General features: G+C 68.8%; 8 protein-coding genes and 2 pseudogenes. 2 read left to right on the top strand and 8 right to left on the bottom strand.

The genetic code is table 11. From position 1 onward, the window contains the following. Positions 1 to 46: 46 nt before the first annotated feature. From Q7P21_RS01930 to Q7P21_RS01895, 8 genes and pseudogenes are all read right to left on the bottom strand, one after another. The gene (locus Q7P21_RS01930; RefSeq protein ID WP_304175478.1) at positions 47 to 862 is read right to left on the bottom strand and encodes an RNA methyltransferase; all 816 of its coding nucleotides are present in this window, start codon (positions 860 to 862) and stop codon (positions 47 to 49) included. A gap of 49 nt (positions 863 to 911) precedes the next feature. Next, positions 912 to 1928 carry a sugar kinase gene (locus tag Q7P21_RS01925; protein ID WP_304175477.1) on the bottom strand — a complete coding sequence of 339 codons (1017 nt, stop codon included), beginning with the start codon at positions 1926 to 1928 and terminating at the stop codon, positions 912 to 914. A 171-nt stretch (positions 1929 to 2099) separates the two neighbouring features. Beyond that, positions 2100 to 4943 (bottom strand): annotated as a pseudogene (locus tag Q7P21_RS01920) (TonB-dependent receptor). Positions 4944 to 5164: 221 nt separating this feature from the next. Beyond that, positions 5165 to 6757 (bottom strand): L,D-transpeptidase family protein, encoded by a 1593-nt coding sequence (locus Q7P21_RS01915; RefSeq protein ID WP_304168799.1) that lies wholly within the window; start codon positions 6755 to 6757, stop codon positions 5165 to 5167. A gap of 137 nt (positions 6758 to 6894) precedes the next feature. Beyond that, entirely contained in the window at positions 6895 to 7650 is a 756-nt protein-coding gene (gene kduD, locus Q7P21_RS01910; protein ID WP_304175475.1) for a 2-dehydro-3-deoxy-D-gluconate 5-dehydrogenase KduD, read from the bottom strand. Positions 7651 to 7654: 4 nt separating this feature from the next. Continuing rightward, positions 7655 to 8500, bottom strand: coding sequence for a 5-dehydro-4-deoxy-D-glucuronate isomerase (gene kduI, locus Q7P21_RS01905; RefSeq protein WP_304168802.1), 846 nt, complete (start codon positions 8498 to 8500; stop codon positions 7655 to 7657). Positions 8501 to 8746: 246 nt separating this feature from the next. After that, complete coding sequence (gene uxaC / locus Q7P21_RS01900; protein ID WP_304175473.1) at positions 8747 to 10186, bottom strand: glucuronate isomerase; 1440 nt, start codon at positions 10184 to 10186, stop codon at positions 8747 to 8749. A 122-nt stretch (positions 10187 to 10308) separates the two neighbouring features. Next, the gene (locus tag Q7P21_RS01895) at positions 10309 to 11382 is read right to left on the bottom strand and encodes a LacI family DNA-binding transcriptional regulator (protein WP_304175471.1); all 1074 of its coding nucleotides are present in this window, start codon (positions 11380 to 11382) and stop codon (positions 10309 to 10311) included. A gap of 105 nt (positions 11383 to 11487) precedes the next feature. On the opposite strand from Q7P21_RS01895, the gene Q7P21_RS01890 reads away from it, so the two are divergent. Beyond that, complete coding sequence (locus Q7P21_RS01890) at positions 11488 to 12966, top strand: UxaA family hydrolase (protein ID WP_304175469.1); 1479 nt, start codon at positions 11488 to 11490, stop codon at positions 12964 to 12966. After that, a pseudogene (locus Q7P21_RS01885) lies at positions 12963 to 13768 on the top strand (mannitol dehydrogenase family protein); the annotation flags it as partial. The gene Q7P21_RS01890 and the pseudogene Q7P21_RS01885, both read left to right, overlap by 4 nt.

Below are 13768 nucleotides of genomic sequence, written 5' to 3'. Positions count from 1 at the left end.
CGCCGAGGTTGGCCGTCCGGCGCCCTCCCTCGCGGGCCCCGGCGTTCTATCTCTCCCGCTCGGCTGCGAAGCCGAGGTGGTGCAGCACGATCCCCGCTGTCGTCGCGACATTGAGCGAGTCGAACCCGGTCGCCATGGGTATGGCGACGGTGCGAGTCTGAGCCAGCACGTCCGGTGACAACCCCGGCCCCTCCGATCCCAGCAACACCGCCACCCTGGGCGGGCGCTTCAACGCGCTCAGGCGCACAGCTCCAGAGGGGCTTAGCGACAGCGCCTCGAACCTGGCGCCGCGCAGCAGGCCCAGCAGATCCTCGTCCCGCTCCAACTGGGCGAAGGGGGTGATCAGGCTTGCGCCCACCGAGACCCGGATGGCCTTGCGATAGAGCGCGTCGCAGCAATCGGCGTCGAGGATCACCGCGTCGGCGCCGAAGGCGGCGGCGTTGCGGAACAGGCCGCCCATATTGTCGTGGTTGCCGATACCGCACAGCACCAGCACCAGGGCCTCATCTCCCAGACCCGCCAGCAGCTCCGCCGCAGAAGGGGACTCGGCGCGCCGGCCCAGGGCCAATATGCCCCGGTGGATGGGAAAGCCGACGATCTGGTCCATCACCGCCTGGGAGGCGACGAACACCTCGGCGGCGAGCGGCAGCAGGTCGATCAGCTCGGCCATGGCCGCGAGGCGCTTCTCGGCCAGCAGCAGCGACACCGGACGGCACAGCCGGCTATGAACCAGCATGCGGACCACCACCTGGCCCTCGGCCATGAAATGGCCCTCGCGGCCCACCAGGTCGCGCTCACGGACCTGCATATAGCCCGCGATGCGCGGGTCCTGCGGGTCGTCGATGCGGATCAACTCGGCCAAGACGGGCTCCTGATAGGCGGCGCCTTCTACACCCTTGGAGCCTCGCGCGTCAGCGGCGGACGTCGAGGCTCTCGGCGGTGCGCAGATCCTCGACCTCAGCGACCGTAGCCAGGTTGAAGTCGCCGGGCGTGGCGTGCTTCAGGGCTGCGGCGGCCACGGCGAAGTCCAGGGTGGTGGTCTCGTCCAGTCCACTCAGCAGACCGTGCAGCACCCCGGCCGCAAAAGCGTCCCCACCACCGATGCGGTCGACGATCGGGTTCAGGCTGCGCGGCGCCGAGCGCCAGGTGTTGGCGCGATCGAGCAGGAACCCGGTCAGGTCGTGGTGATTGACGTTGTGCTGCACCCGGTCGGTGCAGGCCAGGCGGCGCAGCTTGGGAAACACCTGGAAGGCCTGGTCGGCGGCCTGCCGGCGCAGGGTCTCGGCATTGGCGCCGGCCTCATAGGGTCGGCCCAGGATCAGTCCGATGTCGCGGTGATCGCCGAACAGCAGCTCGGCGTGGGACAGCATTTCGCCCAGGATCGCCGGGGCGTCGCCGTCCCAGGCGGCCCAGAGGCTGGCGCGGTAGTTGCCGTCCATGGAGACCTTGACCCCCAGACGGCTGGCGGCGCGGACAGCGGTCAACGCCGCCTCGGCCGTGGCGGGCCCGATCGCCGGGGTGACGCCGGAGACGTGCAGCCATTCCGCCCCCGCCAGGGCTTGATCCCAGTCGATGCCGCCGGCGGCGCGGGAAAAGGCTGAGTCGGCCCGGTCATAGAGCACCTGGGACGGCCGCTGACCGGCCCCGGGCGTGAGGAAATACAGGCCCATCCGGCCGGCCTCGAAGGCCAGGCGGCCGACATCGACCCCGTGCTTGCGCAGTTCATCGCGGGCGGCGCGGCCCAGCCCGTTGTCGGGCAGGATGCCGGCCATGGCGGCGGCGTGGCCGAAGCGGGCCAGGGACACAGCCACATTGGCCTCGGCGCCGCCGAAGCAGACATCCAGTCGATGGCTCTGCAGCAGCATCTGGGTGTCGGGCGCCGACAGGCGGATCAGGACTTCGCCAAAGCAGACGATACGGGTGTTCACGTGGCCTCCGGCGAACGGCGTCGAGGGAGACTAGCCCCTGCCCTCAAAGAAATCGACGCGCCGGACGAGCCGGCGCGTCGGTCAGTGCTCTCCGGGACGGCGGCGGTCGTGCGCCGTCGTCCCCGCGCGCTTGAAGTCTGGCCCCGCTTGAGGAGCGGGGCCGTGGGGAGATCAATAGGTGTAGCGGACCCCGAAGATGAACTCGCGGCCGGTATGGTGGTAGAAAGAGACCAGGTTCTGGGCGCCGTTGAACTGGTCCTGGAACTCGTCGGTCAGGTTCACGCCCTCGGCCGTGAACTTCAGATGGTCGTTGAGAGTGTAGGCGAAGGACGCGTCGACGTTCAGGGTCTCGTTGGTGCCGTCATAGGCCGTGCCGGTCTCCTGGCCAGGCACCCGGGTCAGATAGCCGGCGCGGTAGGCGGCCGAGACACGGGCGCTGATCTTGGTGTCTTCGTAGTAGAGCGTCGCATTGTAGGACTTCCGCGACAGGCCGGTCAGGTCGTTGGTGGCGACCACGGCGCCGGCCGCGTTCAGATACTGGATCGACGAGTCCACGTGGGTGTAGTTCAGCAGCACGCCGGTGTTGGCCAGCGGCCCCGGCAGGAACTTGAAGGGCTGCTGGAAGCTGATCTCGTAGCCGGTCAGCTTGCCGCCGGGGGTGTTGACCGGGGTCGAGAAGTTCCAGTTGGCCGAGGGGCTGCAGCCCGAGGTGGTCCCGCAGGCCGCCACCGCCACGCTGTCGGGAATGCCGAAGGGGTTGCCGGTGAAGGCGGTGTTGGTCGACAGGGTTTGGACGAAGCTGGCCACGTCCTTCTTGAAGAAGGCCACGCTGATCAGAGCTTCGGGCTGATAGTACCACTCGAAGGACAGGTCATAGGCCTTGGCCCGGAAGGGATCGAGGTTCGGGTTGCCGGCCGTCACCGAGCGGGTCGCCCCGGAGACGCTGACCGTCGCGCCGGGCGTCAGGCTGCCCAGGTCCGGACGCGACATGGTCTTGGCCGCCGCGAAGCGCACCAGGAAGTTCTCCTTCGGCTCCAGCACCATGTTCAGGGACGGCAGGGTGTCGTCATAGCTGCGGTCGACGCTCACCGAGACCGGCGTGCCCGACAGGAAGGTGTAGCCGTTGGAGGTCTGGTCGGTCTTCACATAGCGGACCCCGACATTGCCGCGCAGCGGCATGCCCAGGACTTCGGTCTTGAAGTCGCCCTCGACGTACCAGCCCTTGTCTTCCTCGGAGACGCCGCGGTTGTTGCCGAGCGCCGGCTCCTTGCCCAGGTTCCAGGCGCCGCCGAAGGCGGTCTTGTCGTAGAGCGACAGGAGGCTGGAGGCCGTGGCCAGGCTGGGCACCAGCCAGGCGGTGGCGTTGCCCGACGGCATGCTGAGGCCATCGGAATTGAACTGCAGGATCTGCGAATAGCTGGAGATCGGCTACGCCGTCACCGCCGCCGGGATCACGGTTTCCTGGTTGGTCGTGGTGCCGTTTGAACGGCGCATCTCCGTGGTGATGAAGTCGTACTTCTTCCAGTTCAACCCACCCTTCAGGGTGATGTTGTCCGTCATGTTGAACTCAACATCGCCCTGCACCGTGTCATAGGTGTTGTCGGCGGTCTGCGGCCGCAGGCGGACCTGGGTCAGCTTCCACGCCGCCGGGTCGGTCAGATTGGCGGTGCCATAGGTGATCAGCGGCACGCGGCCCTGGGTGTAGTCGTAGCTGTAGCCGTCGACATTGAACTGGTCGAAGGTCAGCGTCGTCTGGATCGGGTTGTCGTGGGCCGACTTGGAATGGCCGGCGATGGCGTGGACCCGCAGGGTGTCGCTGAACTCATGGGTGAAGTTCAACGAGTACTGGGTGAACTTGGTCTCCAGTTGGTCGAAGCGGTCCTCGACCCGCAGGTCGACGTCGTTGAACGTGCCGGCGACCATCACGTTCTGCGCATTGATGGTCGAGCTCAGCACATTGGTGTCGGCGATGCCGCAGCCGGCATTGACGTTGGCCGCCGTGCAGGCGCCGCCGACCGAGAACGACGGGGCCTCAAGATACTGCTCCTCGCGCGTGCCCTTCAGGTCGGCATAGAGCATGTCGAAGCTGAGTTCGGTCTGGTCGCTCGGCTTCCACTGCAGGTCCAGGGTGGCGCCCAGGCGCTCCTGTTCCTCGGTGTACTTGTCGAAGCGCGGGAAGCGCGGGTGAAGGGCGGCGTTGTTGGCCGCAGCGGCCGGATTGACCGTGGTCGGCAGGCCCGCGCCATTCGGCAGGGCGTCGAAGCCCGGCGAGAACGAGGTGCCCGGCGCCCAGCGCACGGTCGAGGTGCCGACGTCCAGCAGGCTGCGCTTGGTGTAGGCCACCGACAGCAGGGCTCCGAACGTGCCGTCCGCCCAGCTGTTGGCGATCATCGCCGCCGCGCGCGGCTTGGTCTCGCCCGACAGGTCGTTGTGGCTGCCTTGGGCCGAGGCCACGAAGGTGAACTTGCCATAGTCCAGCGGCCGGGCGGTCTTCAGATCGACGGTCGCGCCCAGCGAGCCCTCCTCGGTCTCGGCCGAGGCGGTCTTCTGCACGGTGATCGAGTTGAACAGGTCCGAGGCGAAGATGTTGAAGTCGAAGCTGCGGCCGCGGTTGGTGCCGCCTGACGAGTCGGTGCCGCCCGTCGTGGTCAGGGCTTCCATGCCGTTGATGCGGACCCGGGTGAACTGCGGGCCGAGGCCGCGCACCGAGATCTGACGGCCTTCGCCGCCGTCGCGGGCGATCGCCACGCCGGAGATGCGCTGGATGGATTCCGACAGGTTGAGGTCGGGGAACTTGCCGATGTCCTCGGCCAGGATGGTGTCGGCGGCGACGGCGGAGTCGCGCTTCAGGACCAGGGCCTGCTGCAGGCTGCCGCGGAAGCCGGTGACGACGATCTCCTCGACCTCGGCCGGCTTGTCCGCGGCGAAGGCCGGGACGGCGATGGCGAGACCCAGAACCGCCAGAGATGCGCCAGCGTAAAGCGCGCGAGTTTTCGTAGACCGAATACGGACCATCTGTCCCTCCCTTGCGAGCCTGCCTGCGGAGTGAAGCCGTCAGACTGCACGCGCCTGTTGCGGCGCGCACTCGCGTTTCCCCTATGACACCGGTGTCATTGCTCAACGGAGATCGTTGACACCGGTATCAACAACTAAGTGACACGGTTCCGACACGTTCGCAAGATCGGTCGCTCCCTGGGAGGCGCCGCTCGCTTAAATCGCGATCAAAGGATGCCGATTTACGGCCCCAGGGGGGCCGTGCCCTCCTCGGGCGTCAGCGCGTCCATCCGGACGGGGCGGCGAAGGGCGCCAAGACCCAGGGCCAGGGACAGCTTGGAATCCCAGCCATAGGGATCCTCGAGGAACACCGGCTGGCCACCGTCGTCGATGACCACGCTGTGATAGAGCAACCGCACCGGGATCGGAGCCGCAAGCGCGACCCTGCGGGTGGCGCCGGAGGCGAGGTCGGCGTCGAACTCCGGCTGCACGCCGGAGCGCTGGGCGAGGTGGCGGGCGAAATCGACGGCGTTCTCCACCCGCACGCAACCATGGCTCTTGTGCCGCTGGAAGGTCGCGAACAGCGACTTCTCAGGCGTGTCATGCAGATAGATCGCATAGGGGTTCTGCATGTTGAACTTGACCTGGCCAAGAGCCGAGTGCGGTCCGGGTCGCTGCACCACCCTGCCCCCGCTCAGGAACATGTTGGCGCGGCGCAGATAGGCCAGGCCCCTGGGCAGGATCTCGCGCGCTGCGATCGAGGGCGGCACGTTCCAGGGCGGATTGACCACCAGGTCAGAAAACGTGCTGCCCAGGTTCGGGGTCGCCCGTCCCGGGCTGCCGCAGACGGCGCGCCCGGCCCAGTCGACTGCGCCCTGGTCGTAATAGGAGAACACCGCCCCGCAGGTGTTGACGTCGATCCGGGTGTCGGCGACCTCGCGGCGCAGCCAGCGACGGCGTTCCAGGTTCAGCACCAGCTTGCGGCCGCGATCGGTGGGGTCGGCGTTCAGGGTCGCGATCGTCAGAGCGTCCAGCCGACCGGTGACCGGCAGGGTGCTGGAGGCCTGAACCCGCTTCAGCCCTTCCACCAGGGCGGCGGTCAGGGTGACCTCCTGGCCCGCCGGGCCGGTCACGAAGCCCCGATCGATCAGCTTCTGCGCCACCCGGGGCACGCGGGCGTCATAGTCGCCCAGGCCGATCTCGGGACCGGCGGCCACCTGGGCGCTGGGCGGCAGGGCCATCTCCTCGCGGGAGCGCAGATAGGCGGCCGACAGGGCCAGATATTCAGGATCGCGCGGCGCCAGCGCCTCCAGCCAGGTCGCCACCTCGCCACGGCTCAGAGCGCGGTCCAGCCCACCGACCACGTCGACCGTATTGCGCTCCAGGGTGTAGATCGGGTGCAGGCTGGCGGGATCGACGATGCCGCGCGACAGGGCCTCGGCATAGGCCAGCGCCGTCAGGGTCAGGGCCGCCTCGCGGCTGGCCGGATCGCTCCATCCGGCCTTGGGCGCCTGGAAGGCGGCGGCGTCGAGCCCGTGCCGCACCGCCCCGTCGAGCGCCATGTTGAGCGCGAAGGCCTGATCCTCGGTCCAGGCGGCGCTCCAGCCGCGCCGGGCGTAGAATCGCCGCACCCGCGGATCGGTCGCAGCCTGGCGCAGGACGAAGGGATCGACGGGCGGCGGCGGATTCTGCGGCGACTGGGCGGCGACGGCGAGCGGCGCCCCCACCGCCAGGCCCAGGGCCCAGCCGTTGAACCGCCGGCGGGTGACGCGACCCTTGCGGCCAGCCTGGGCCGCAGGCTGCGTGCGCCGCTTGTCCTTGCCCCCCGAAGCCATGCGTCCCCCAATCCGAGGAAGCACCTTGGCGGATGGTTAAGCCCGCCGCTAGACCGCTCGCGCGACAGGGGACCTCGATTTGGGTTCGGCCCGTAAAACGAGGCGCCGCAGCCACGCCGGTGACAGCCCGCCAAGGCTCAGCGGGCGAGCCAGCCTCCGTCCACCGGCAACAGGGTCCCGTGGACATAGTCCGACGCCGCCGAGGCCAGGAACACCGCCGCCCCGCCCAGGTCGGCGGGGGAGCCCCAGCGCCCGGCCGGGATGCGCGCCAGAATGTCCCGGCTGCGGCCCTCGTCGGCGCGCAGGGCCTCAGTGTTGTTGGTCTCGAAATAGCCCGGGGCGATGGCGTTCACATTGATGCCCTTGGCCGCCCATTCGTTGGCCAGGAGCTTGGTGACCCCAGCAAGCCCGCTCTTGCTGGCCGTATAGGAGGCCACCCGGATGCCGCCCTGATAGGACAGCATCGAGGCGACATTGATGATCTTCCCGCCCCGCCCCTGGGCGACCATCTGACGGCCCACCGCCTGGGTCAGGAAGAAGGTGGTCTTCAGATTGACGTCCATCACCGCGTCCCAGTCGTCCTCGGTGAACTCGAGCGCGTCATTGCGGCGGATGATCCCGGCGTTGTTGACCAGGATGTCGATCCCGCCGAACGCCGCGACCGTCTCAGCCACCACCCGCCCGATCGGCTCCATCGACGACAGGTCCGCCGAGATCGGCAGGAACCGCCGGCCCAGGGCCTCGACCGCCTTCTGGGTGTCGACGGGCGGGGTGCGGCCGACGGCGGCGATGTCGGCTCCGGCCGCGGCGAGCGCCTCGGCTATGGCCTGGCCGAGGCCGGTATTGGCCCCGGTGACGACGGCGGTCCTGCCGGAAAGATCGAACAGTTTCATCGGCCTACTTCAGCTGGCAGATGTCGAGGACGGCCATGTCGGTGTAGTCGAGGTTCTCCCCGCCCATCGCCCAGATGAAGCCGTAGTTCGAGGTGCCCGCGCCCATGTGGATCGACCAGGGCGGCGAAATCACCGCCTCATTGTTCGACATCACGATGTGCCGCATGCCGTCCGGCTCGCCCATGAAGTGGAAGACCTTATTGTCGCCGGGCAGGTCGAAGTAGAAATAGATCTCGGAACGGCGGTCATGCAGGTGCGGCGGCATGGTGTTCCACACGCTGCCGGGCTTCAGGAAGGTGACGCCGAGCAACAGCTGGGCGGACTCGCAGACGCCCGGGATGATGTACTGGTAGATCGTCCGTTCATTGGAGGTCGCCGCCTCGCCGCGCTCCAGCGGATTGGCCTCGCTGATGGCGATCTTCTTGATCGGGCAGACCTTATGGGCCGGCGTCGAGGCCAGGTAGAACTTGGCCGGGTTGGCGGCGTCGACGCTCTCGAACACCACGTCCTTTGAACCCATCGGCACATAGAGGCCGTCGCGCGGGGCCATGTCGAAGGCCTGGCCGTCCACGGTGATCTTGCCGGGGCCGCCGACGTTCACGACGCCCAGTTCGCGACGCTCCAGCAGGGAGTGACCCTTGGCGCTTTCCGGCTCGGTCTGGACCGGCAGGGGCAGAGGCGCGGCCGCCGGCTGGGCGCCGCCGATGATGAAGCGCTCATTGTGGCTGTAGTTCAGGGCCACCTCGCCGGCGACGAACAGGTCCGGGACCAGATAGCGGTCGCGCAGGTCCTCGTTGTCGGCGCCCCACATCATGTCCGGGTGGGTGGCGTGATAGGTTTTCTTGAACATGATCATATCCTTATAGAGCTACAGCACCCTTCTCCCCTTGCGGGAGAAGGTGGCCCCGCGGAGCGGGGTCGGATGAGGGGTCGAAAGCCCCATCCGCAGATTTCACCATCATCCCCGCCGCCGCGAAGCGATGGGCTGAGATGACATGGTTGATTGTCTTGAGAGCGGTGCGCGACCCCTCATCCGACCGGTCTCCGACCGGCCACCTTCTCCCGCAGGGGGAGAAGGGCGGTATTCGCGCAGCCCTCACGCCGCCGACCTCTTGGACGGCCGATCCAGCTTGTAAGCGCGCTTGGGAAGATTGTAGGCGAGGTCCACGGCGAGCTCGCAGGCCTCGTCCTCGGCCATACGGTGCTCGGCGACCAGCCGGGCCAGGAAGCCGCAATCGACGCGCCGGGCCACGTCGTGGCGGGCGGGGATCGACAGGAAGGCGCGAGTGTCGTCGTTGAAGCCGACGGTGTTGTAGAAACCCGCCGTCTCGGTGGTCTGCTCGCGGAACCGGCGCATGCCTTCCGGGCTGTCGTGGAACCACCAGGCGGGCCCCAGCTTCAGGATCGGATAGTGGCCGGCCAGCGGGGCGAGCTCGCGGGAATAGCTGGTCTCGTCGAGGGTGAAGACAATCACCGACAGCGCCGGCTCATTGCCGAACCGATCGAGCAGGGGCTTCAGCGCCCGGACATATTCGGTCCCGGTCGGGATGTCGGCGCCCTTGTCGCGGCCGTGGCTGGCGAACAGGCGGGCGTTGTGGTTGCGGAACGAGCCCGGGTGGATCTGCATCACCAGCCCGTCGTCCAGGCTCATCCGCGCCATCTCAGTCAGCATCTGGGCGCGGAACAGCTCGGCCTCAGCCTTCGTCGCCGCCCCGCTCAGGATCACCTTGAACAGGGCCTCGGCGTCGACGGGCGACAGGTCGGCCGTGGCCGCCGTCGGGTGGCCGTGGTCGGTGGAGGTCGCGCCCAGTTCGGCGAAGGCCGCGCGGCGGACCCGGTGCGCGGCGAGATAGCCCTTCCAGTCATAGACGTCCTGGCCGGACAAGGCGGCGAACCGGGTCATCGCCTCGCCGAACTGCTCGTGCTCGACGTCGATCACCGGGTCGGGACGATAGGCGGTGATCACCTGCCCGCCCCAGCCGCTGTCGCGGATCGCCCGGTGATGCACCAGATCGTCCGAGGGGCTCTCGGTGGTGGCGAGCGCCTCGATGTTGAAGCGCTCGAACAGGGCGCGGGGCCGGAAGGCGTCCGTCGCCAGCTTGTCGTTGATGGCGTCGAAATAGAGATCCGCTGTCGAGGCCTCCAGCGCTGCCTCAAAGCCGAACACTTCGGCAAAGACGTGGGACAGCCACATGGCCGAAGGCGTGCCCCGGAACAGGTGTTGATGGCTGGCGAACAGCCGCCACGCCTCGCGCGGATCAGCCTTCGACGGACCGGCCTTGGACGGCACGCCCAGCGCCTCCAGCCCGACGCCTTGCGAATAGAGCATCCGGTAGAGGTAGTGGTCAGGCGCCAGCAACAGCTCGGTCGCATTGCCGAACGCGTCATTGGTCGCGAACCACTCCGGATCGGTGTGGCCGTGCGGGCTGATGATCGGCAGGTCCCTCACCAGCCCGTAGAGCGCGCGCGCGATGGCGCGGACCGAGGGTTCGGCGGGGAACAGGCGGTCGTCGTGGAGGATCAGCGGTCTGGGCATGGCTTCGAGGGCGTTTCCGGGCGCGAGACGAGAGCTCGACTTGGGACAATGGTAACCGGTGTCATGCGCGGGAGCAACGGCGTTTGAGCCTGCGCCACGACGGATGACTGTTGTAGTAGGCCCTACCCGGCCGTCGCCGTCGACTCCCGCACGATCAGCTGCGGCTGCACCTCGTGGGCGTCGGCCTGGACTTCGCGCAGGGGATCGGGGACCAGCATCTCGCCGGCCATGCGGCCCATGTCGCGCAGGGGCAGGCGCACTGAGGTGAGCGCCGGCCACAGGCGCGCGGCGATCGGGGCGTCGTCGAAGCCGACGATCGAAACATCCTGCGGAATCCGCAGGCCATGCTCGCGGGCGGCCAGATAGGCGCCGCTCGCCATCTCGTCGTTCAGGCAGAAGATCGCCGTCGGCCGGTTCTCCAAAGCGAACAGTTCCCCCGCCGCGTTGATGCCGGATTCGTAGGTATAGGCCCCCTGCTTCACCAGCGCCGGATCAAGGCTCAGGCCGCGCTCGGCCAGGCCGCTCTCGAACCCGCGCCGCCGCTCGACCGAGGAGCGGAAGGTCGGCGGGCCGGAGATCAGGGCGATGCGGGTATGGCCGAGATCGGCCAGGTGGCGGGCGGCGTCGGCCGCGCCCTTGCCGTCGTGGCTGACCACCATGCAGGCGGCGTCGTCCATCGGCACCGAGGCGATGCGCACATAACGGCAGCCCAGCTCCTTGAGCAGCGCCACCAGGTCCTCGTTCTCGGACACCGGCGAGGGCAGCACCACGCCATAGAGCTTCTGGCGCTCCACGAAGACCCGCACGTCGTCGAGGAGCTTCGGGCTGGTCCGATCGACCGGCCGCACCAGCAGCTCGAACCCCGTGCCCTTCAGGGCGTCGAGAATGCCCAGCTGGTGGCTGACCGTGTGCTGGGGATTGGGGTTGTCATAGATCAGCCCGACCAGGAACGAGCGCCGGAAGGCCAGGCCGCGCGCCTGGGGGTCGGGCGTGTAGCCGGTCTCGCGGATGATATCGAGCACCGCCTTGCGGGTCTCTTCCTTGACGAAGGGCGAGGCGTTGATGACCCGGCTGACGGTCTTCTTGGAGACGCCGGCCATGCGGGCCACGTCATTGATCGTGTGCTTGCGCCGGCTGTCGCCCTCCTGGGCGCGCGCCCTGCGCTTCCGCTCCGGACCCTGTTCGTGTGACGCCACTGGCCCACCGTCCTTACAATTCGAAGGGCCGTACATAGCCTGCGCGGCCACCTTGCGCCAAGCTGACCCTTGCGGACCATATGACACCGGTATCATAACCACGCCATGAGCTCAGACGCCCTGATTTTACACATCGATCCCCGCGACGACGTCGCCACCGCCCTGGTCACCCTGTCACCCGGCGATTCGGCGGGCGGTGTCGTGGTGCGCCAGGAGATCGCGGCCGGTCACAAGCTGGCCGTGCGCCCCGTGGCCCAGGGCGCCTCGGTGCTGAAATATGGCTGGCCGATCGGGCGGGCGACGACCGACATCGCCGCCGGCGACCATGTGCACAGCCATAACCTGGCGACGGCGTTGTCCGGGCTGGAGGCCTACGCCTACGCCCCGACCGCGCCCGAGACCCTGGCCGGATCGGACGCGACCTTCGACGGCTATCGCCGCGCCGATGGGCGGGTCGGCACCCGCAACGAGATCTGGATCCTCTGCACGGTCGGCTGCGTGGCCCGCACCGCCCAGCGCATCGCCGCCGAAGCCAATCGGCGTTTCGCCGGCCGGGTCGACGGGGTGCTGGCCCTGACCCACCCCTTCGGCTGTTCCCAGCTGGGCGACGACCTGTCTGCGACGCGCGGCATGCTGGCCCGCCTCGCCGGCCATCCGAACGCCGGCGGCGTGCTGATCGTCGGCCTGGGTTGCGAGAGCAACCAGCTCGGCCCGCTGCTGGAGAGCCTGGAGGGCGTGGCCCCCGAGCGCCTGCGCGCCTTCTCCGCCCAGCTGTCCGAGGACGAGATCGAGGAGGGCCTGGCCGCCGTCGAGGCCCTGGTCGAGATCGCCGAACGCGACGTCCGCACGCCCTGTCCGATCTCCGACCTGGTGATCGGCCTGAAGTGCGGTGGCTCGGACGGCTTTTCCGGCCTGACCGCCAATCCCCTCGTAGGCCGCATCGCCGACCAGGTGACCGGATCGGGCGGCACGGCGATTCTGACCGAGATCCCCGAGATCTTCGGCGCCGAGCGCCTGTTGATGGCCCGCGCCGCCGACCGCGCGGTGTTCGACGGCGTCGTCAGGGTGGTCGACGACTTCAAGGGCTATTTCCTCAGTCACGGCGAGCCGATCAGCGAGAACCCCTCCCCCGGCAATATCGCCGGCGGCGTCACCACCCTGGAGGAAAAGTCCCTGGGCGCAGTGCAGAAGGCCGGCCGTGGCGCGGTGACCGAGGTGCTGCGCTACGGCGACCGGGCGCGCCGCCCCGGCATCATCCTGCTGGAGGCGCCTGGCAATGACGCGGTCTCCTCCACGGCGCTGACGGCGGCCGGCGCCACGGTGATCCTGTTCACCACCGGACGCGGCACGCCGCTCGGCTTCCCCGCTCCCACCCTGAAGATCGCCACCAATTCCAGCCTGGCCCAGCGCAAGCCGCGCTGGATCGACTTCGACGCCGGAACCATCGCCGCAGGCCAGCCCCTGGACCTCGCTGCCGAGGCCCTGTTGGCCACGGTGATCGCCACCGCCTCGGGCCGCCTGACCCGGGCCGAGGAGAACGGCGAGCGCGAGATCGCCATCTGGAAGCGGGGCGTGACCCTGTGAGCGCCCCTCGCCTCTCCGACGCGACCCTGGCCCAGGCCGCGCCCGCCCTCCTGCGCCCGGCCTATGACCGCGCCGCCATCCGCATCGGCGTCGTCCATTTCGGTCCCGGCGCCTTCCACCGCGCCCACCAGGCCTTCTATTTCGACCACATGCTGCAGACGTCCCCCGCCTGGGGCGTCGCCGCCGTCTCCCTGCGCAGCCCCGACCTCGCCGAGGCCCTGGCCCCCCAGGACGGCCTCTATGTCCTGGCCGAGCGGGAGGCCGCTCCCACATATCGGGTGATCGGATCGCTGATCGAGGTGTTGACCGCGCCGCGCGCGCCGCAGGCCGTCTTCGCCCACCTGACCTCGCCCGACATGCGGATCGTCACCTCCACCGTCACCGAGAAGGGCTATTGCCTGACCCCGGCGGGCGATCTCGACCTCGCCCACCCGGACATCGCCCATGACCTGGCCCGCCCGGCGATCCCCCGGAGTTTCCCCGGCTGGCTGGTCGAGGGGTTGAAGCGCCGTCGCGCCGCCGGCCTGGCCCCCTTCATCACCATCCCCTGCGACAACCTCTCCGACAATGGCGGCCGCCTGGCCCGGGCCGTGCGGCAGTTGGCGCAGGCCCAGGGCGAGACCGAACTGGCCAGCTGGATCGCGGCCCAGGCGGTGTTCGCCTCGACCATGGTCGATTCCATCACGCCCGCCACCGACGACGCCCTGCGCGCCCAGGTCGAGGCCGCCACCGGCCTCTTCGACGCCTGGCCGGTGCAGCGGGAGGGCTTCGTACAATGGGTGATCGAGGACAGGCTGGGCGA

The organism is Phenylobacterium aquaticum, from assembly GCF_947378715.1.
Lineage (GTDB): Bacteria > Pseudomonadota > Alphaproteobacteria > Caulobacterales > Caulobacteraceae > Phenylobacterium > Phenylobacterium aquaticum_A.
This window is presented reverse-complemented; position numbering and strand designations above follow the sequence as displayed.